Annotated in this window: 16 protein-coding genes; 9 read left to right on the forward strand and 7 right to left on the reverse strand. The window is 37.9% G+C overall.

The genetic code is table 11. The annotated features are described in order from the left end of the window. The first annotated feature begins 75 nt into the window (after positions 1–75). The 8 genes from DWY55_RS06260 (at position 76) to DWY55_RS06295 (ending at position 14911) form a co-directional block, all read left to right on the forward strand. Entirely contained in the window at positions 76–3327 is a 3252-nt protein-coding gene (locus tag DWY55_RS06260; protein ID WP_005823644.1) for a SusC/RagA family TonB-linked outer membrane protein, read from the forward strand. A 12-nt stretch (positions 3328–3339) separates the two neighbouring features. Continuing rightward, positions 3340–4830 (forward strand): RagB/SusD family nutrient uptake outer membrane protein, encoded by a 1491-nt coding sequence (locus DWY55_RS06265; protein WP_005823643.1) that lies wholly within the window; start codon positions 3340–3342, stop codon positions 4828–4830. 83 nt (positions 4831–4913) lie between these two features. Then, positions 4914–6110, forward strand: a complete 1197-nt coding sequence (locus DWY55_RS06270; RefSeq protein WP_034533021.1) for a sialidase family protein — start codon at positions 4914–4916, stop codon at positions 6108–6110. A gap of 15 nt (positions 6111–6125) precedes the next feature. Next, positions 6126–7316 (forward strand): glycoside hydrolase family 172 protein, encoded by a 1191-nt coding sequence (locus DWY55_RS06275; RefSeq protein WP_005823641.1) that lies wholly within the window; start codon positions 6126–6128, stop codon positions 7314–7316. 37 nt (positions 7317–7353) lie between these two features. Continuing rightward, the gene (locus DWY55_RS06280; protein WP_120178041.1) at positions 7354–9963 is read left to right on the forward strand and encodes a glycoside hydrolase family 3 N-terminal domain-containing protein; all 2610 of its coding nucleotides are present in this window, start codon (positions 7354–7356) and stop codon (positions 9961–9963) included. Further along, complete coding sequence (locus DWY55_RS06285) at positions 9956–11773, forward strand: family 20 glycosylhydrolase (protein ID WP_005823636.1); 1818 nt, start codon at positions 9956–9958, stop codon at positions 11771–11773. Before DWY55_RS06280 ends, DWY55_RS06285 begins: the two co-directional genes overlap by 8 nt. A 25-nt stretch (positions 11774–11798) precedes the next feature. After that, a complete protein-coding gene (locus DWY55_RS06290) occupies positions 11799–14354 on the forward strand; it encodes a GH116 family glycosyl hydrolase (RefSeq protein WP_008665489.1) in 2556 nt (851 codons plus the stop codon). A 191-nt stretch (positions 14355–14545) separates the two neighbouring features. Continuing rightward, positions 14546–14911: a hypothetical protein gene (locus tag DWY55_RS06295; RefSeq protein WP_005823632.1), complete on the forward strand. Its 366-nt coding sequence runs from the start codon at positions 14546–14548 to the stop codon at positions 14909–14911. Between the two features lie 95 nt (positions 14912–15006). On the opposite strand, the gene DWY55_RS06300 is transcribed toward DWY55_RS06295, so the two are convergent. Continuing rightward, positions 15007–16161, reverse strand: coding sequence for an acyltransferase family protein (locus tag DWY55_RS06300; RefSeq protein ID WP_008665488.1), 1155 nt, complete (start codon positions 16159–16161; stop codon positions 15007–15009). Between the two features lie 100 nt (positions 16162–16261). Continuing rightward, positions 16262–16825 carry a Crp/Fnr family transcriptional regulator gene (locus DWY55_RS06305; RefSeq protein ID WP_005823628.1) on the reverse strand — a complete coding sequence of 188 codons (564 nt, stop codon included), beginning with the start codon at positions 16823–16825 and terminating at the stop codon, positions 16262–16264. Between the two features lie 173 nt (positions 16826–16998). Here DWY55_RS06305 and DWY55_RS06310 point away from each other — a divergent pair, with 173 nt between their 5' ends. Beyond that, entirely contained in the window at positions 16999–17295 is a 297-nt protein-coding gene (locus DWY55_RS06310) for a hypothetical protein (protein WP_005823625.1), read from the forward strand. Between the two features lie 809 nt (positions 17296–18104). Here the strand turns inward: DWY55_RS06310 and DWY55_RS06320 are convergent. From DWY55_RS06320 to DWY55_RS06340, 5 genes are all read right to left on the reverse strand, one after another. Next, positions 18105–18518, reverse strand: coding sequence for an aspartyl protease family protein (locus DWY55_RS06320; protein WP_117962675.1), 414 nt, complete (start codon positions 18516–18518; stop codon positions 18105–18107). Then, positions 18519–19163 carry a hypothetical protein gene (locus tag DWY55_RS06325; protein ID WP_117962677.1) on the reverse strand — a complete coding sequence of 215 codons (645 nt, stop codon included), beginning with the start codon at positions 19161–19163 and terminating at the stop codon, positions 18519–18521. Positions 19164–20117: 954 nt separating this feature from the next. After that, positions 20118–21167 carry a DUF3871 family protein gene (locus DWY55_RS06330; RefSeq protein WP_117962679.1) on the reverse strand — a complete coding sequence of 350 codons (1050 nt, stop codon included), beginning with the start codon at positions 21165–21167 and terminating at the stop codon, positions 20118–20120. Further along, entirely contained in the window at positions 21130–22020 is an 891-nt protein-coding gene (locus tag DWY55_RS06335; RefSeq protein ID WP_117962681.1) for an AAA family ATPase, read from the reverse strand. Before DWY55_RS06335 ends, DWY55_RS06330 begins: the two co-directional genes overlap by 38 nt. Before the next feature lie 94 nt (positions 22021–22114). Next, positions 22115–22384: a hypothetical protein gene (locus tag DWY55_RS06340; protein ID WP_117962683.1), complete on the reverse strand. Its 270-nt coding sequence runs from the start codon at positions 22382–22384 to the stop codon at positions 22115–22117. Positions 22385–22651: the final 267 nt, after the last annotated feature.

Consider the following 22651-nt stretch of genomic DNA (forward strand, 5'->3'; position numbering starts at 1 on the left):
ATAATGGAAATAAGAAGAAAGTAATTATACAGTGGTGAATCTAATAATAGTTTGAAACACAAATAATCAAAAAAAATGAAAACAATAGACATTAAATCTAATAGCAGGATATTACATTGGGCATTTTATATTTTCCTTTTTACTGTTTTGAGTGTGGGAAGTGTATATGCATCGGAAGATACTCCGTCTGTATTATCCACTAATCAATCAGAAAAGAAAACAGTAAAAGGAAATGTGATGGATGAATATGGACAACCATTGGTGGGGGTAGCTGTACAAGTTAAAGGAACTTCATTAGGTGTTGTTACTGATTTGGATGGAAATTTTAGTTTTAGTATTCCAGTTGATAGTCGTGCCTTGTTATTTTCTTATTTGGGAATGAAAACTCAAGAGGTATCTGCCAATAAGAGTAACTATAAAATAGTGATGGTAGAGGATGCCACCCAAATGGAGGAAGTTGTAGTCATTGGGTATGGTTCTCAGTCTCGTGAGAAGATTACGACATCTGTGACCAAGCTTGATAAAGAGGCTTTGAAGAATGTACCCTATGCAAATGCAGCTTCAGCCTTACAAGGTACAGTGTCTGGTGTACGTGTGCAAAGTATTTCAGGGCAACCAGGTGCAGAACCTCGTATTATAGTCCGTGGTGGTACTTCCATTAATAATCCTAATGGTGCTACTCCACTATATATTATTGATGGTGTTATGAGGGCGAATATGGTTCATATAGCTTCGGAAGATATTGAATCCATCCAAATTCTGAAAGATGCTGCTGCTACTTCTATTTATGGAGCCCAAGGTTCAAATGGTGTTGTAATTGTTACTACTAAAAAGGGGAAGGCCGGTAAAACCAGAGTTGAATATAGATATAATCTGACAATTTCTGATATTGGTAAAAAATATGAATTTGCCAATGCTGAAGAATTTTTGACCCTTATGAGGAAAGGTATGATTTCACCAGCGAAATTTGGAAAAGCTACCGAACAAAGATTGATAGGACATTTAGGTTATGGAACAGGAAATGATCTGACTAATAATACTGCCTTCTCTACTCAATACTTGACTGATGAGAATCGCTATAAATTAGATCAAGGGTGGAAATCAATGCCAGATCCAGTAGATCCGAGTAAGACATTGTTATACTCAGATACTGATTTTCAGGATAAAATTTATCGTACTGGTTTTTCTCATAATCACCATATTGAAGTTTCAGGTGGAACGGAAAAGGCTACCTTTAATATGGGATTAGGGTATATGACTAATGAAGGAACTGTTATTACAACTTCATATAAACGGTATAATTTTAGTTTGAATGGTTCTTTGCAAGCACGGGATAATTTGAAAATTTCAGCTAGAACTACTTATTCAAACTCGTTTACGTATGGTTCTCCATTAGCTGCAGATGCAACATTCTATCGTTCACCGGCTGCCTCACCTACCACTAAATTCAGATTTGAAGATGGTAGTCTGGCTCCAGGAGCTGCCCAGTATCTGGGAAATGCTGTATATCATATGAACAAGGCACAAAGAGAGTATGACTATCAGAATTTATCAATAGGAGTAGATGCAGATTGGACTATATTGCCAGGATTGTCTTTCAAACCAGCTCTTTCTTTATTTGAAGTGAACAGTAATAACTATACTTTTTGGGATGCTTTTTGGAATGGACCGAGAGATTATATAACTACAAGAAATGCAAATGCTGATACTTACAAATGGCGGCAATATCAGGCAGATGCTGTATTCAACTATGTTAAATCTTTCAATGAAAAACACAATTTGAATGTAACAGCTGGTTATGCTTATTATTTTAGGAAAGAGGCCCGTTTAGCAGCTGCTGGTAGAGGTGCTTCTACTGATTTGATTCCTACTTTGAATGCCTCAAGTGTTCCTGTAAGTGTGAGTAGTTCTATTACAGAGCGATCTATGCAAGGTATTTTTGCTCGTATAGGGTATGATTATAAGGATAAATATTTGATTTCTGTATCTGCAAGATATGACGGTGCTTCCAATTTGGGTACGAACAACAAATGGGGATTTTTTCCTGGCGTGTCATTAGGGTGGCATGTGGATAAAGAAAAGTTCTGGTCATTTATGCCTGAGAATCTAATGCGTCTGAAATTGCGTGCCAGCTATGGAGTAAATGGTAATATTTCAGGCTTGGGGGATTATACGGCTCAAGGTAGTTATAGTGTAGGATCTAAATATTTAGGTAATGCAGGTATCACTATGGGAACTATGGCAAATCAAGACTTGAGTTGGGAGGAGTCTAAGACATTTGATATCGGTACTGATATTTCCTTTTTTAATAATCGGTTAAACTTTATCTTTGATTATTTCAATCGTACCACAGATAATTTGCTGACAAATCGCACTTTACCTCATTCTACAGGCTTTGGCTCTATTTTCACTAATTTAGGGCGTTTACAAAATAGAGGTATTGAGTTGGAAATGAATGCAAGAATATTACCGGTATCCAGTTCTATTCAATGGTCATTAGGTTTTAATGCCTCGAAGGTGACCAATAAAATATTGAAGCTGCCAGATAATGGGGTTGAAAATAATCGGATTGGTGGTGAGTACATTTGGGATGCTAAACTGGGTAAACATACTTGGCAAGGTGGTTTACAGGAAGGAGGACGAATTGGAGATTTGTTTGCCTATAAGATGATAGGTGTATATTCTACTGATGAGGAAGCACAGAATGCTAATGAGCCGATAGATAATGTTATTACAGTCCCTGATAAAACCAAATATGGTGGTGATGCAAAGTGGCAAGATACTGATGGTAATGGTGTGATTGACAGTAAAGACCGTGTATATGTTGGTAATATTTATCCGGATTGGACTGGGGGTATTAATACTTCTCTATCTTATAAAGGGTTCGATTTGTATTGCAGACTTGATTTTACATTGGGTCATACCATATATAATTTTGCCAAAGGCTTTTTGGATTATAATTGGCAGGGTGATAATAATATGACGAAAGATGTCGTAAATCGCTCCTGGAAAGAACAAGGTGACAAAGCGGACATGCCGAGATTCTATTGGCATGGTGATCGTGGACAGCAGAATGCTATCCGAGGTAGCTCTTTGTATCATGAATCAGGAGATTTTCTAGCCATTAGAGAAGTTTCTTTAAGTTATACAGTTCCTGCAAATATCATACAAAAGATTCGTTTAAGCGGACTTCGGTTTACGGTTACGGGAAATAATCTGCACTATTTTACTAAATATTCTGGTCTTAATCCAGAAGAAGGTGGACAGGATAATGGTAGATATGCTATGCCGAGAAATATTATTTTTAGTGCAAATGTATCATTTTAATAAAGTAAAGTTATGAAAATTAGAAATATAATAAATAGTACAATAGCTTTGTTTATGGTCCTGACATTTGCTTCTTGTGATGCACTAGACCTTAAGCCAATAAGCTTTATAACGAATGAATCTTTCTGGCAGACAGAAGATGACGTGAAGGGTGCGTTAAATGGTATTTATGTCCAGTTACGAGGAGCTGCTGAACATGATTTGTATATATTGGGGGAAGCGCGTAGCGAAATACTGACTGTAGGTATCGGTGGATATGGCGGATATGATATTTATTATTATAATACGTTGACACAAGCTAATATGCCTATATCCTGGATACGTTATTATCAGATAGTCAATTCATGCAATCTTCTTTTAAAGTATGCTCCCAATGTGACTTTTAATAACGAGACTTCCCGCAATAAAATGTTGGCTCAAGCTTATACAATGAGGGCTTTCATGTATTTTGTGATGACTCGTACATGGGGGGATTTGATAATCCATACAGATCCTATTGAAAACACAAATTCAGAAGTCCTTTATAAAGAAAGAAGACCCCAAACGGAAGTTTTCCAACTGATAAAAGATGATTTGGAGAAAGCTTTGTCTTTATATCCGGATGACAATTTCGGTGATCAAAGAGCTATGTGGTCAAAACCGGCAACATTGGCTTTGAAAGCTGAAGTATATCTTTGGAGTGGAAAAAAAATGAATGGTGGAAGCAGTGATATTGAAACTGCATTAAATGCTTTGAATTCAATTAAAACGGATAAGCTTCGTTTACAGCCGGATTTTGCTGATGTATTTGCTTATGATAATAAGGGTAATGATGAAATCTTGATGAGTGTTAGATTTCAGGATTTGGAATCTGGTATTAACTATTTCAGATATATGTGGATACATGCGAGTGCTGTTCCTGGAGATGCTCCTCAAGAGGTAAAGGATATAGTTTATCCGATAGGGCCGGGACAAGGTATTATAGTAGCTTCGGACGAGTATAGAAAGCAATATACAGAAGATGATACTCGAAAAAATGCTTCTTTTCTTGAGATTTATTCTAAAGATCAGGAAACTGGAGAAAATAAATTTTATGTTAGTGTAGTATTAAAAGGTAAAGGCTTGGTGCGAGATGGTGATCGTATTTTTGCAGATGATATCATATTGTACCGTTATGCTGATATTTTATTAATGAAGGCTGAGGCTAAAAATGCTTTGGGACAAGATCCTTCTGCAGAAATTAATGAGGTCAGGAAACGTGCATATAAAGACAAGTATGAAGAGCATATTTATGTGAATAGCACAAAAGAGGCGAATGATGCAGCTATCTTGAAAGAAAGACTTTTAGAATTGGCTTTTGAAGGTAAAAGGTGGTGGGATTTGGTACGTTTTGACAAAGCCTTTGATTTGGTTCCTTCTTTGAGAGAGCATAAGGGGGAAGATTATATGATGCTGTTCCCCATTCCTTTGTCAACAATAAGCGTGGAGCCGAAAGTTACTCAAAATCCTGGTTGGGATAAATAAAGTATATTATTGAAATCTTTCCAATATGTTGTAACTTTACAGCATATTGGAAAGATTGATAAACGAACATAATAAAATTATATATGAAAAAGTCTATATTTCTCTTTTATTGTCTGCTTGTCCACTTGTGTTCTGCGACAACATTGTTTGCTCAACAGAATGACGTTTTGATACCAGGTGTCAAGAAAATAAAGGATGTAATAATATATAAGGATACCATGTTTTACTCCGCTTTTCCTTCAGCTGTAAAATTATCGAATGGAGAGATACTGGTATCGTTCAGAAGAGCTCCAGACCGTAAAGTCTTTAAGGAGAAGAAGAATAATCATTTGGACCCGAATAGTTATCTGGTAGTAGTGAGATCCAAAGATGGCGAACATTGGACCAAGGAACCGGAACTGCTTTATGCCCATCCGTTTGGAGGCTCACAAGATCCATGTTTGTTGAAGTTGAAAGATGGAACACTGCTATGTGCTAGTTATTTGTGGACATTTATTCGTCCGGATGGTTTAGCTGTTCTTAAGAAACCGTTCGTACAGAATACAGACGCTGTTTTTGCAGGAGGATATTTGCTCCGTTCTTATGATGATGGTAGAACTTGGAATGATTTGATTATACCTTGTAGCGTTCCGTCTGAAATAAATTATAGTGGATTGGGAGGTAAATTGCCGGCTTATAATCGTGGCGCTTTGTATGAAGGAAAAGATGGACGTATTTTTTGGGCAGTAGTAGCTTCTGATACAGAAGCTTTAAGAAATACGTCGGTCTATTTGCTTATATCCAAAGATAAAGGAAAAACATGGGAATACGGTACGAAAATTGCTAAAGATAAAAAGGTCTCGTTTAATGAGACTTCCATGTATGAAACGCCTAATGGGGATTTGATTGCTTTTATGCGTTCGGAAGCGTTTGGTGACCAAGCTTGTATTGCACGGTCCATAGATGGTGGGAAAACATTTGGTGAATGGAAAAGTATGGGGTTCAAAGGACATCCTCTCCAGGCAATGAGGCTGCCAGACAATAGAGTTTTGTTGACATATGGTTATCGTCATGAACCTTGTGGAGTTAGAGCCAGAATTCTTAATGCAGAATGTACAGATTATGCCACGGCTCCTGAGATTATCATAAGAGATGATGCGGATGATGGAGATGTCGGATATACATGGGCTGTACAGCTGGATGAGAAGAGGGTATTGGTGGTATACTATATAAACTTTGACAGAGCCAAAGGTACTAGACATATACAAGGCTCTATTTTAGAGATTGAACCGCAAGGATAATTGTTAATACATAATATGATGAAGAGAAAACAAATTCCGGGCAATATGGATTCCAGCCCTCAAAAGATGTCTCGTCGTAAAGCATTGGCTACTATGGCAGGTGCCGTAGGATTGGCAGCATTACCTGGTGTAGGGCATGCATTGAATCCCATCAAGAAAGAACGGAGAGACATTCAAACCTCTGCTTTTACATCTATCCATACTATGCGTAACGCTGTATCTCGTCAGTTTACGACTTTTGACTTGAATACTAAGATTAAAGCCCATTTGGTTGGACCGGGTGAGAAATCTGTACTGGTAGATCACACTTCTCCTGGTGTAATTACCCGTATGTGGTTTACTATTAATGGTTGGTTTTGGGAAAATTGGGATTTAAGTAAGGAGCGGTGGCCTGATCCTACTATTTTGAAAATGCTGATTTTGCGTATTTATTGGGATGGTGAGGACTATCCTTCTGTAGAATGTCCGATTGGTGACTTCTTTGGTATAGGGCATTGTGAATATAAGCATTATATGTCCAAATATATAGGTATGTCCAGTGGAGGTTTCTATTGTTATTTTCCGATGCCATTTAAAAAGGTAAGGATAGAAGTGGAAAATCTTCATCACCGTTTGACTACAAGCGTTTTCTTAAATGCCAATTATGATCAATTGGAGAGTTTACCTGAGGGTATGGGACGATTCCATTGTTTATATAATGCTGGTACCAATCCTGGTTATGAACCATTAACCATATTGCAGACTAAAGGACATGGACATTTTATTGGCTGTTCCTTGTCCATGCAGAGTTGGCTTCCAAACTACTTGGGATATTTGGAAGCACCCGAGTTTATTTATATCGATACGGAAGACAAAAGTGTACCGACTATAGTTGGTTCTGGACTTGAAGATTATTTTAATGGTGGCTGGTATTTTAGGGAAGGTGAATTCTGTGGAGAGTTGCATGGAGTTCCTATAAAGGATCCGCTCCGTTCGATGGTGAGTATGTATCGTTATCATGAGCAAGATGCAATCTGTTTCAATGAAAGTTTTATTTTTGATTTTATAAATCCCCGTAAACCGGAGCAGACCCGGCCCTTTAAATTCTCTTCGGCGGCTTTCTGGTATCAAGACAAAGCTGTACCTCTGGCGTTCAAATTACCAGAGAAAGAAAAGTTGGTTGATTGGTATAGAATGCGTGATACAGACCATCAAGCTATACCATAAGATTGATATTTATATTTACTTTTTGAATTACTGAAATATGTTACTTGAAGATAGGATTTTGAAAAAATGGTTATTACCTTTTATATTGTCGGTTCTTATTGCCGTAGATTCCATGGCTCAATGCATTCCGGTGTACAAGGATTCTAGTATGTCTGTTGAACGACGGGTTACAGATTTATTGGGCAGAATGACATTACGAGAAAAAATAGCACAATTAAGTCATTTGCATGGTTATCAATTATACAATGGTCAAGAGGTGGATTACCAAAAATTAAGAGATGCAGCTGGTGATATTAGTTACGGCTGTATTGAGGGATTCAATCTTACTGGTGAAAATGTGCGGAAAGCATTTCATGCAATTCAGAAATATATGGTTGAAGAGACACGCTTGGGAATCCCAGTTTTTACAGTAACTGAGTCTTTACATGGCTCGGTACATGATGGTTCTACCATTTTTCCTCAATCTGTAGCCGTTGGTAGTACTTTTAATTTAGATTTGGCTTATCAGATGACTAAAGCAATTGCTACAGAATTAAGGTCCCAAGGGGTAATTCAGACTCTTTCACCAGGATTGGATGTTGTTCGGGATTTGCGATGGGGGCGTGTTGAGGAATCGTTTGGTGAAGATCCTTGGCTAGTGGGACAGATGGGGATTGCACAAGTGAAAGGTTATATTGACGGAGGAATATCTCCAATGTTGAAACCTTTTGGACCGGGAGGAGCTCCTTTGGGAGGGCTGAACTTGGCTTCAGTTGAGAGTGGAGAACGGGATATACGTAATATCCATATCAAGCCGTATGAGATGGCTGTTCGGAATACGGAAGTGAAGGCGGTGATGACCTCCTATAATTCTTGGAATGGCATCCCTAATTCTGCTTCTTCTTATTTACTGACGAATATTTTACGCAATGAATGGGGATTCAAAGGATATGTATATTCCGATTGGGGGGCAGTGGCTATGTTGAAGGATTTTCAGCATACAGCTAAGGATGATAGTGAAGCGGCTATCCAAGCCTTGACTACGGGGGTGGACTTGGAAGCTTCCAGTAATTGCTATTGGGCTTTGGAGCAATTGATAGAGCAAGGCAGGTTTGATGAAAAATATGTGGATTTGGCTGTTGGACGTATCTTACGTGTTAAATTTGAATTAGGATTGTTCGAGAATCCATATCAGGGCGCTGACATGCCGGGAGTAGCCATGCGTACTAAAGAAGCGGTGGAGCTATCGCGCAGAGTGGCTGATGAATCGATTGTTTTATTGAAGAATGAAAATACTCTTTTACCCTTAAATTTGAATAAAATAAAATCATTAGCAGTGATTGGGCCGAATGCTAATCAAGTACAGTTCGGGGATTATACATGGAGCCGGAGTAATAAAGATGGGGTTACTCCACTTGAAGGCCTAAAGAAACGGGTTGGAAATAAGATAAAAATAAATTATGCGGCAGGATGTGATCTTATTACAGATAATAAATCCGGATTTGATGAAGCTGTAGCTGCTGTAAAAGCGAGTGACATGGCTGTTGTATTTGTTGGTTCTTCTAGTGCTTCACTGGCACGTGACTATTCAGATGCTACATGTGGGGAGGGGTTTGACCTCTCTTCTCTGGATCTGACAGGTGTACAAGAAGAATTGGTGGAAGAAATCTATGCAATAGGAAAACCTGTTATAGTTGTATTGGTTACAGGTAAGCCTTTTTCTATTTCTTGGATAAAAGAACATATTCCAGCCATAGTTGTACAATGGTACGGTGGTGAGAAAGCTGGAGATGCAATAGCTGATATGTTATTGGGAAATATTAATCCTTCAGCCAAACTTCCATTCTCGTTTCCGCAGAGCGTAGGACATTTACCGGTTTTTTATAATCATTTGCCAACGGACAAAGGATTCTATCGTCGTCCTGGTAGACCAAATGAACCTGGACGTGATTATGTTTTTTCTTCACCAGCTCCGTTATGGTCTTTTGGGCATGGATTGAGTTATACTACATTTGAGTATTTGAATGCTCATTATTCTGCAGAGTTATTACATCCATCTGATACCTTGATTGTCAGTGTATCTTTGAAGAATACGGGTAGTGTAGCGGGAAAGGAGGTAGTACAGCTTTATGTTCGAGATGTGGTCAGTTCGGTTGTGACTCCGGTCAAGCAACTGAAGGCATTCTCAAAACCATTCTTACAACCAGGCGAAATGCAGACAGTTGTTTTGAAGCTACCAATACAAGAATTGGCCTTATATGATTTGAGCATGAAAAAAGTAGTAGAAGAAGGGGAGTATGAAATACAGATAGGAACAGCCTCAGATGATATCAGATTACGAAGGACAATCTTTGTTGGCAGACAGCCGGTGACTAGTAATAGTCTTGGTCATAACGACTTCTGCATGGATGAAATTGTGAAGAATCCAGGAAGAAAGATAAAGGTTGCTGGTTGTGTCAGAGATGTACAAGCAACCCCTATAAGTGGAATTGAAATCAAATCTAATTATTCTGGTAGAACGGTTATAAGTAAGGAAGGCGGAAGATATTCCATTCTGACTGTAGAAAACGATGTGCTAACGGTTTCTGCCAAAGGATTCGAGACAGTAAATATCAAGGTGAATAAACAAAAGGATATAGATATAAAATTGAATTACAGTCATGATTAAACACGAAATCAGATGGGAATACATATTGGTAATATGTATTATTCTCGGTACGTTACCTTGTAATGCACAGTCAGTAATTCCTATGCCAAAAGAAATGGTGATGGGAGAAGGTTCTTGGGATGTATCTGCCGATACACGTATAAATTACAGTAATGATGCGCTTACCAAAACAGTCAGTCTCTTTAATAATTATTTAGATGGACGGTTTGGGGTGACTTTGAAGAAAGGATCGAAAGGAAAGAATGCCATTCATTTGCAGATAGACAAGAAAATGCCTTTAGAGGCATATTCATTAGTTGTGGATGATAAGGGAGTAACAATCAAGGGAAGTGAAGCTGGAATATTTTATGGAATTCAGACATTGCAGCAGTTACTTGTTGATAAGGGAAATGGATGCATACAGCTTCCGTATATTATGATAAATGATGAACCCCGTTTTGGTTATCGTGGTTTGATGTTGGATGTTGCACGTTATTTTTACTCAGTGGAATATGTAAAAGAGTATATAGATTTAATGGCTCGTTATAAAATAAATAGATTCCATTGGCATTTGACAGAAGATGCCGGGTGGCGTATTGAAATAAAAAAGTATCCAGAATTGACCAAAATTGGGGCATGGCGTAATAGTACTCAGTGGGGGCATAATCCGACAGAACAAGATCGTATTCCACATGGAGGATTCTATACTCAGGAGCAGATTAAGGAGATTATCCAATATGCGGCAGATAGGTACATCACTATTGTTCCGGAGATCGATTTACCAGGACATACAATGTCTGTTTTAGCTACATATCCGGAGCTGTCTTGCACGGGCGGACCATTTCGGATACCGGAAACTTGGGGTATTAAGGAGGAAGTTCTTTGTCTCGGTAATGATAAAACCTATCGGTTTGTAGAAGATGTTTTATCTGAGGTGATAGATTTGTTTCCCGGTGAGTATATTCATATAGGCGGTGATGAGGCACCTAAAAGACGTTGGAAAGAATGTCCGAAGTGTCAACGACGCATTAAGGAAAATAAATTGAAAGATGAACATGAATTGCAAAGTTACTTCATCCATCATTTGGATGAATTTGTAACGGGGAAGGGGCGAAAAATCATTGGTTGGGATGAAATCTTAGAAGGTGGTCTGGCACCGAATGCTGCTGTAATGAGCTGGAGAGGAGAAAACGGTGGAATTGCTGCAGCGGGAATGGGGCATAAAGTGGTGATGGCTCCCAATAACTATATGTATATTGATTATTATCAGAGTGAGGATTATACTAATGAGCCTTTAAATATAGGAGGACTGGTTACGTTGGAACATATCTACAGCTATGAACCTTATACGCCTAAGCTTACAAAAGAGCAATGCGGTTATATAATGGGGGTACAAGCTAATGTTTGGGGAGAATTTATACATCATCCTGATAAAGTGAACTATATGGCATATCCTCGGGCTATGGCCCTTTCAGAAATAGGTTGGTCACCTGCGGAAAAGAAGAATTATGCAGATTTCCGTGAAAGATTAGCGGGATGTTTGGCTGAACTGGATAGACAAGGGGTTACTTTCCGTATTCCCGAACCGATTGGTTGGGATAAAGCTATTGTTAGAGGCGGTAACGCGATAGTGGATTTGAAGCCGTCAGTAGAGGGTGCTGATATATATTATACCACAGATGGTACCGATCCTCGTTTATATGGAAAACTCTATACGGATACATTGCAGTTACCTTTATCTTTCAGTGGAGTAAATATAAAATGTTATCTCCGCCTTTCTTCCGGTAGAAGTAGTGCTGTTTATACAGTTGTAGCTCCTGATACAAAATAAAAAAATGATAATAAATACAGTATTTATGACGAAATATTTATTAATATGTCTGGTAGTTTGTGCACTGATTTTTCAAGGGTGCTGGCATCATGAGAGTGCGGTTGAACGTGGCTATAATGAGAAGTATATAGGTGAATATACGCGTAAAATAGCTTTCCCTATAGGAGGTATAGGCACGGGCATGTTCTGTATTGAAGGAACAGGAGCATTGAGTAATATGTCTATACGTCATAGACCGAATGTTTTCAATGAACCAACGATGTTTGCTGCAATTCATGTGAAAGGTTATGAGTATGGTACACGCATTCTGGAAGGGCCGGTTCCAGAATGGAAAAAATTTGGTGCTCCTAATTCCAGCCGTGGAGACGGCGGCTCATGGGGAATGCCCCGGTTTAAGGAGTATAGTTTCCAGTCACGTTTCCCTTTTGCGGAGGTAGAGTTGGCAGATCAGAATGTCCCTATAGATGTGAAACTGGTTGCCTGGAATCCATTTATACCAACGGATGAAGATAATTCAAGTCTACCGGTTGCTGGGTTTGAATATGAGTTTCATAATACCAGTAATGAGGAAGTACAAGCCGTCTTTTCATATAATAGTATGAATTTTATGCAAACTCCGGGTAGAGGTAAAGCGTATATAGATGCAGCAAAGAATGGATTCATTCTAAGACAGACAGGCACAGAGAATGAACCTTTCTGTCAAGGTGATTTTATGATTTATACTGACAATCCCCAGACGGTAGTTAATCATAACTGGTTTCGTGGAGGTTGGTTCGACCCATTGAGCATTTGTTGGGATAACTTGGAAGAGGGCAGAATGGAAGAGAATCCAGCAGGCTTGGAAGGAGCAGTGGGAGCTTCGTTATATGTGCCGTTTACTTTAGCACCTGGTGAGACTCGTAATATAAGGTTGTACATGGCTTGGCATGTCCCTTATTCACAAGAACGAATAGGTGGAATCCCACGTACAGATACTGATATCCCTGATGCACCAGTTTGTCCAGATGAATTGAGTAACTGTTATACTTATGAGAATAATTTTGAAGGGAATTACCGCCCTTGGTATAGCAGTAGGTTTGGCAGTATACAAGATGTTGCAAACTACTGGTTGGATAATTATGATGCATTGAAAAAGAATACTCAGTTGTTCACTGATGCTTTCTATGATTCTACTCTTCCACCTGAAGTTAAGGAGGCTGTTGCTGCTAATTTGAGTATATTGAAATCTACTACAGTACTTCGCCAATACGATGGGCGTATGTGGAATTGGGAGGGAAGTCATGATAATTGGGGCTCTTGTCATGGTTCATGCACGCATGTTTGGAATTATGCGCAAGCTGTATCTCATCTTTTCCCAAAATTAGAACGTACATTACGTGAAACAGAATTTTTTGTGAGCCAGGATAAAAGGGGACATCAAGTGTTCCGTACGAATCTGCCTATCAGTCCTACTGTCCATGATTTTCATTCGGCGGCAGATGGGCAATTAGGAGGTATAATGAAGGTATATCGTGAATGGAGAATTATGGGTGATATAAATTGGCTGAAGATGATGTATCCAGCTGTGAAGAAAAGTATGGATTATTGTATCCGTACTTGGGATCCGAGAGAGGTTGGAGCTGTTGAAGAACCTCACCATAATACGTATGATATAGAGTTTTGGGGCGCGAATGGGATGATTACCAGTTTTTATGTAGGAGCATTACAAGCTATTTGCTTGATGGGTAAAACGGTAGGCGATGATATTTCCCGTTATGAAGAATTGATGAATAAAAGTAAAGCATATTTGGAGAGCAAACTTTTTGATGGAGAGTATTTTATTCAGAACATTCAATGGACTGGATTGGACGCTCCAGACCCAGTTGATGCCCAATCGTTTGTGACCCATTATACGCCAGAAGCTTTAAAAATCCTACAAGAAGAAGGTCCGAAATATCAGTATGGTAAAGGTTGTTTGTCTGACGGAATATTGGGCTCTTGGATGACATTGGTATGTGGAATGCCGGAGGTGGTCGATCGTCTGAAAGTAAAAAGTCATTTGATTTCTGTCCATAAGTATAACTTTAAAAAGAGCTTAAGTAACCATGTCAACCCTCAACGTTCCACCTTTGCATTGGGAGAGGATGGGGGATTATTACTTTGTACCTGGCCGAAAGGTGGTAAGCTAAAATTGCCTTTTGTATACAGTAACGAAGTGTGGACTGGAATTGAATATCAAGTGGCTGCTCATCTTATGTTTGAAGGAGAAGTGGAAAAAGGGCTTGAAATAGTGAGAACTTGCCGTGATCGTTATAATGGTCGTGTTCGTAATCCGTTTAATGAATATGAGTGTGGAGCATGGTATGCTCGTGCAATGGCCAGTTATGCTATGCTAGAAGGCCTTACGGGAATACGCTATGATGCAGTAGACAAAATTTTGTATATAGATTCGCGGATTGGAGATGATTTCACTTCATTCTTGTCTACGGAAACGGGTTTTGGTAATGTTGGACTTAAGGAAGGAAAGCCGTTTATAGATGTGAAATATGGGGTAATAGATGTACAGAAATGTATCGTTTCCGGTAAGGAAATTCAATTATAGTTTGGATAAGGTTCTTGATTATATACAAATTGTGAAATTTGTAGTATTGTAAGATTTACATGTATAGATTAGATGGTTTTATGAGAGTTCTGTGGGGCTGTGATTGTTCCACAGAACTATTTTTATGTTATTTGCAGATTTTTGCAACCAAACTTCATCTTTCTGCGTCTAATAAATAAAAAGAGGAGATTATGAATATGAAAATGAATTTTTCTATGGACGAGATTCGTCTTAAAGTAGAGGAGTATATAAAGAAAGGTAGTCGGGCAGCTGGTCGTCCCGTACTGACAGCTTATTATGTCCTGACTGCTGATTCTACTCCAGAGAGTGAAAGGACAAATATCATGATTGCTTTGGTGGCCATTGTGTTTCCTGCCGGTATAGAAGACCTCTTGGGACAAGTCTTTATGGTAGGGAAGGGATTTGCTGCAATCTATGCTTATAAGAAAATGAAGAAATACATCACTCCACAGATAAAGGATAAGGTAGAGGCAAAATTGGATGAGTGGTTCCATGAGAATGTGATGGAAGTAGTGGAACCGCTTTATCTGGAATAACAGTTCGCCACAAAGATCATACTGATTTGCGCAGATTGAATTTATATCGGGAATTTGTATCTGTGCGAATCAGCATAATCTCCGTGACGGACTGTTTATTGTTTTTTGCTCAAGAAGCGTCTGGCCAGATATTTCCGTACCGGTTCATCATAGAATTTTAAGCATAGATAAGCCAATAATATGTTCCATGCGTAAACACACAAGGCAACCTGCCAAGTCTGCTCCAACGTGAAGAGCTGGTTCTTGATGAGCCATGCATAGAACAAGTACATAAATGGATAATGTATCACATAGACTGGATAGGATATATCTCCCAGGAACTTGCATATCTGGGTCGATTTTTTATCCGTTGTGGTACCGGAAGCTCCTAACCAGACGAGAACCGGAAAAGCGATGATTACACAGAACGCTTCATAAATGCCATTTGTACAGACCGGTGTTGCACCTTCCAAGTAGGGCACTGAAAACAAGGTAACCAATGCAATGGCACATATCCAGAAAGCACCTTTCACCTTGATAGGCTTGAAGTTGCGCGACAAAAGCATGCCCATGGAGAAAGGAAAAAGCATCCTCAGCAATCCGCCGCCAAAGTTTATTCCGTCCAGTGTCCAGCCTACCCCCATATTTCCGTATCCGGAGATGTCGAAAATGGCGAATGATGCCAATGCCACTCCCAGCAATATTGTCAGTACGGCAAGGGCTTTGTTTGATAAGCGGTGGATAAACAAGGCATAAAGGATGTTGCCTAAATATTCAAAAAACAAGGACCAGCATGGACCATTCAAAGGAAACATTTCGCCATTACCACGGACTTCATAACCTGCACCTGGCATTGCGGGAATAAAAAATATAGTGCAAAGAAGGGACAGCATAATCATGGAGAGGGCAATATGTGTTCCGTCCCATTGTACGCATCCTTGAAGACAGAAAGTAATGGCACCCAGGACAGCTCCCATAATGACCATCGGATGGAGACGTATCAGGCGCCGTTTAAAGAAGTTTTTCATTGTGAGGTTCCTGCCCCAACGGTCGTCATAAGCATACCCGATAACGAATCCCGATAGTATAAAGAAGAAATCTACAGCTAAATAGCCGTGGTTGAAGGTTTCGATAATGCTACCACCGGCAAAAGCATAGCCTTCGAATATATGATACCATATAACCATCAAGGCTGCTACGCCACGGAGCCCGTCGAGAAGGTCATAATGTGCTTTGGTGTCTGAAAAGGCAGAAGATGAAATGTGCGACATCTGTTTTTTTTCTGTTGTTTGGTTAATGTTTTCGGATCTCAAAGATACGCCATGCGAAGCGAAGTTCTTTTGCTTAAAAGCAAAAAAGAACGGCAATCTTCTATTTTTTTGCGCGTACCCGGCTGAGAGTATAGATGGAAATACCCAGGAAGGCTGCCACATATTTTAGCTTCACCCGATTTATCAGTCTGGGGTAACGGCGGTTAAATTGTTCATACCGCTCTTTGGGAGGCAGTTGGAGCCTTTCCACAAACATATGACTGAGCTCTTTGTTTACGTTCTGATGCAGTATTCTGCCCCAGTTGGCTATATCAATATATGTTTCGTAGAGAGCATTTAACTTGTCTATGTGGATGACGTAGATTTTGCAGTCCGAAAGAGTTTCAATGCTTTCTACTGACGGCTGCTGATAGTACAGTGAATCCATTCCGAAGGTTACATCACCTTCCTGGCTGAACCAAGTGGTGGTATCTTGTCCGTCGTGATGAAATACGGAACGGGTGACCCCTTCCTCAATGAAATAAACCAAACGGTCTGTCACTCCTGCTTGTACTATATAAGTTCCTTTAGGGTAGTGTCTTACCTGCATATTCATCAGCAATGCCTGAAGAGCTTCTTCGGAAACCGGATAAATCTGCCTGATTTTATGAATGATGTTGTTCATTGGAGGGGAGCTTTTTATTCGTTTACAAACTTACATAATTTTATTAACTAAAACTGAACTTTGATATACAAATGTGTGCGTTGCCTTATAAGCGTTTATGGTATAATGGAATTTTTCTTGTAAAAGAGATGTTTGTTCTTTGAATATTGTATCTTTGTAGAAAACGGTAGCCTATGAATAAAATATTGGTAACATTATTGGCTCTAATCGGAGGCAGCTGCATTTCATTCGCACAGATGGAGACTGGAAGAGTTTCCGATACAGCTGAGGATACATTGAGAATAGAAAATGAAATTGTCGCTGTTGATACCGGATTTTACCAGTCAGTAGTCCGCTATGATACGGTGCGCTATAATTTGAAAATGCAGAGTGTTTACAAAAAGGCTTTTCAACTAAAGAATGATGTTTTTGTGGAAAAGATGAAAGAGCCGTGGTTAGATGATATTCTCAGAAATATCTTATTTAAATAACCATGAATTTGTGCTTTGCGTCATTCGGTTGACTTCCTGGTTTAACTCACTCGGTTAAACCACACTAAATTCAGCATTCTCTAAAAACAAAAATCAGATAGAAATCTTGCGATAACTATCTGATTTTCAGAAGAGCGGAAGACGGGGCTCAAACCCGCGACCCTCAGCTTGGAAGTCTCTTTGATAATACTATTCAATTAATTGATTGTTAGCCTGTTAATTACTTTTCTAAAATTCAATAGAACAACTATTGACCAACAATGGCAATGCTTATACATTGCCAATACTAGCACTTGGAAGTGCTAAGTTTCTTGTTTCTTTTCCATAATTCAATTCTTTATTTAAAGTTTATAATGCAGTTATCATATACCACTAGAAGAGGTAAGCTTTAAGTGATATTGATTAATCTTCTCTTTCTATTAAATGAAACACCTAATAATCAGATATAATAGAAAGGCACAGCAACCAAGGGTATAGCGAGGGTTATTCTCAATATTAATGATTAGACATTTGAGTATAATCACATATCTTTAGAAGAATCAAAAACATAAATTTATTTGTTTACATAATCATACAATAATATAAACCATCTGCGTTTATTGTTACACTTTTTATATCTATACAGTGCTTTGTTATATAATTCTTCATTTAACAAATATCCTCTACCATCATTATAGTTTCTATAATAATCACTAACTGTAGGCTCTCCAATTTTTACAGTTTGAAACAACCATATAATTAACCAAAGTAAGTTAAATATAGCGGCTAATATAAACCATAATAACGTATTTTCAGATATCTGTTGTATGTCACTCATTGTTAATGTATATATTAAGTTCTTTGAAATTAATAATCCATTTATTCTCTATTAAAAAGTCTGTACCCAGTAATCCATGTATTTGTATTCCACTATTTTCTTCAATGCCTTTAAAAGCATCTGATAGTGGCTGTACACAGAACTTTGGCTTATAGGTATAACCTTCAAAGTTGAAAGGTAGAATAACCACATCTGCCTTACGCTTAGTTCCATCTATTCCACTGATGCAGTAATCACCAATAGGCTCTACTATATCCTTGAAATATTCTACTACATTACTATCAATCAAACAACATGTACTCCCAGTATCTAGGATGAAACAAAGGTGTTTATCCTCTATCTCAACCACTATAATAGGTAGTTTAGTTTGATTAAGTCCATGATATAAGGAATGCCGTATATTCATCTATATTTTAACTCTTACAATATTGCTTTCTCCCTCTTTCTCCAATGTTAGAAGTTTGGCTTGTCTCATATCAACAACTTCACCAACAGCTATATTAGAATTTTTATCAAGTGAAATATATGTCTCTCCACCTGCCTTCATAATAAACCTGACTGAATTACCATATTGAGAGACTACTACTATAGCTTGACTAACAGCATCTATTTCTTCTGCATCAAAGGGTCTTTCTTCTATAACTTTCCAAGTAACAGATGGAATGTTGGGCTGTAAAGCCTTTTTTAGAAGTTCTTTCTTATAGAACTGGTCTATATCATGATACATTATATTTTCATGAACCCAAAACAGAAACTTCCATTCTTTTTTTATAATACCATTCACCCTATACACAACTATATTGTTAGTAGCTACCACTTGAAAGCAAAATTCTTCACCTTTATTATTTGCAATTAGTAAGCTTAAAGAGGATTCCTTTATAACTTTAAAATCTAAGTATGACTTAAATTTCTGTAGTAGAGAAATCCATGGAGAATCTGTTGAGTGCTTTGAAACATTAGCTTCTCTTTCTTCTCTATCTATTTTCTTTTGATAGAGGTGATGCAACCATATAAGAATAATGATAGCAATAATAAAAATAGTCCAATTCATATTCTTCTTTTTGTAGCCATACCACAAAAAAGTGTGGTACTTTCCTGCTGAGTCCAAGGTATCACCACAACACCTACAATCACATGCAAGGAAAGCCCACACCTAATGGTATGAGCATTCACTTACTTACTGCTGTGATTGTTAGTCTTCAAAGTGGTGATTTTAGGACTTCACAAGTAAGAAGCAAACACTTCTTTTCTAATATGTCTTGTTAAACTTCTATTTCATTAGCAATCATTTGATTGTTTCTGTTGCAAAGTTAAGACTTTCCACATATAAACAATCATCCGAAGACTACTTTTAATAGGTCTCAATCCATATTAGCACCATTGGTATGGGCTATGTTCTTGTATTACAAAGTTAATCTTTATTTCTTAGTATCTCTGTCTAACCATAGGTATATTGCTAAACCTACAATGCTAAATACAATCCACTTTATCATTAAATAAAATTCTGTCATAATTTAATCAATTTAAAAGCCCCAACCTATTATAGGCTGAGGCTTGAACAACAATAAACTACAATACAATAAGGCTTTAACCTCAATGTAAATCAATGAATACTCCTTCATCTAATCACCTTTCATTTTAGCCACTTGAAGTGGATTAGTTTAATGAGAGGATTATCAATCCACCTGCAAATCTCACTCTTATAATTCATTTTCAGAACTAAGAGGCTATTGTGTACATCTAACTTATAGTATATAATAGAAATTTGAAAAGATAGATGTACACTTTCCTCAGGTTAGCCTGAGACACTTGAAGGGGTTAGGTTATTGAATGTATTCACTTCTATATTCTTTTTATAAGAGAAGTGAATACAAATACCAGTTTTCTCACTTACCTCTGTATTATAAATAAGGATGTAAATGAGGCTAACAAGAATTTCCTAACATAATGGATATAAGAAGTGAGATAAGGTGGGGGGTGAAGAAGTAGTGCTAATCATAACTGGTTACTGGATAAACCAGCTGTATTCATTAGTGCCATACAGAGCCTTATTTAGTCCTTCTGTAAGTTGTGTGGCATTCAGTGACCTATCCAAGAAGTTATCTATATAGCTGCTTTTATTGGCTCCAGTGAGCAGATTATATACATTCCACATGGATATGGCACTCTGATTCTCAGGAAGAGCAAAGTTATCATCATTATAATATGATTTGGCTACAAGCCCTATCTGTGTATCAGTCATCAGCATTTGAGGAAGCCTTTTCTTCTGTTCAATTGGGAGATATTGGTATAATCTACTCTTTCCCAAGAACTGGGCAAATTGGCTTTCAGTCATATAACTATCTTTATATGCACTCATGTAGTATAGGTGTTTGGCTATGTTGTATTCTTGAAATAGCCTCATCACTGAACTAAATAAATCAGCAGTACTCATCACCTTTAACTCAGACTTGTAACCATCAGTTGAGACACACATATTACAACATATCATGTTTTTAAAGCCTATAAATACCTTAAACTTCTCTATGCCTTTCTTGCTATACAAGTTCTCATGATTATAAGCCCTTACCCCACCAATAGTAAGATTCAGTCTATTACCTTCAATATCCTCATGAATAGTGGGAATCTCAAAGCAGAACATCATTCTTTCATAATAAATAGTCTTGTCTGATTCAAGTAAATCCTTCACTGGTTTATGAATAGCTTCGGGTGTTCTGCCTTTAATGACATGGCTTACTCTGATAGCTGGTTCTTCAATCCTCTCATTGGGAAATATCTGATTGGCAGCTTCCCAAACAGTTTCAATAAATGAAGGGTGACTGATAGTTATCTCATTATCCTTGCTAAAAACTGGTACTACACAATCATTTCTCAGATGTTCTATAGTAACCTCTTTGGTGTTAGCCTCTATGAATGGTAATTTATTACCTTTTCTAGTGCTAGTAGGTTCATTCTCTAATACTTCAATAGGTATTATTGTTTCAATATTAGTCCTTTGGTTAGCCAATACAGACATATTAGTTCTGTGTACTGGTATTAATTGCATTGCTTCCATAATGTATAAAATTAGGATTATAGTTGATAATGGGTTTATTGCTCTCATCTTGTAACTGCATCTTCTTCTGCATGAAATCTGATGTAAGTTGCTGATACCATTCAGGGTATTGGTGATAAATGGAGGTAAGTTCTTCAATGGTTTTAGCCTGATTTATCTTCTGCTTTATCATATCCAAGTTTACTCCATTGTTACACCAATCAAGTATTATTTGCCCAGTAGTGGGTGTAATAGTAAAGTCTGGCTTACCCATGAATAGACTTGTTCTATCCTTTGAAGCAATGGCTTGATGCTTCATGTTAATATCAAGAACTATGGTAAATTCGTAGTCTATTCCATCTCTCATGACTGCTTTTAACCCCACTTTCTCTGGAATCATCTTACCATTCTTTTCATTGAGTACATAATCCTGCTTACACCTCATGGTACAAATAACATGGCTTGGAGATTGTAGAATCTTCTGCATGAAGGCATTCATTCTTGGTGTAATCTTCTGCCAATTAGTGAATGAATTGCCTTGTAAGTTAGCATGATACTCCAGAAGATTATCCCAACATTGGGATATAGAATCAATGATTATCACCTCCATTTTAGCATCCTCACACACTTTTACAGCTTCAATATAGGTTTCAGGTGTGAAGTTGTCTTGAAGGGGTAATACATTGTAATTACCTAAACTGGCATACAAATCAGCACTTCCATTTTCACTATCAATGATGGCTATTTTAGTCCAGTCTTTAGTCAGACCATAGGCTAATAATAGTGCAGAATAGGTCTTCCCAGAGCCTGCACAACCTTGTAGAGCAAGCTTTATCTTAGCCTGCTTCTTTGATGATACTCTTAAATTCAACATATTGTAATCTATTAATTGTTGATGGTTAGTGTATAAAGAAAAAAGAGTAGCCAGTCTTTCAACTGAACTACTCTTCTAGTGGTAAGCATAACCTTTATAAAGTTGCCAAGGTCATACAATCACTTTCACCCTTCTGATGGAGCATGTAGAACATATCCCCAGTATCAGGTGAACATACTTGTGAAATAACTGGATTGGTGATTTCTCCATTAATAAACTTGTCACTCACTGCACCAGTTTCACAGCCATATACAAAGAAGCATTTACCAGTGTGTGGATTCTGCTTCACTTCAATAGCTTTAACTTCCTTCTGAGACTTGAACTCATTGATAGTCATTGTCTCTAAAAACTTTAACTTTCCCATAATTCTGTAATTTAATTGTTGTACTTAATGAGGTAATTCCATCATTGATTACCTTCAAGTGCATAGGGGGAAGTAATGAGCATTGCTGTTTGTATTAGTGTAATGAGCACCCTGTTCTAGTTCATTATCCAATCTACTTTAGCTTCATCCCCACAAACATGATAGGGGGAGTAGCCCAATATTGCAAGATTAGGGGGCTGTTGATGCTAATTAGGGACTGTCGTAAAAAGAATAAAACTTTATAACGAATTGATTGCCAATGCAATA

Source organism: Bacteroides sp. AF25-38AC (assembly GCF_003602995.1).
Lineage (GTDB): Bacteria > Bacteroidota > Bacteroidia > Bacteroidales > Bacteroidaceae > Bacteroides > Bacteroides uniformis.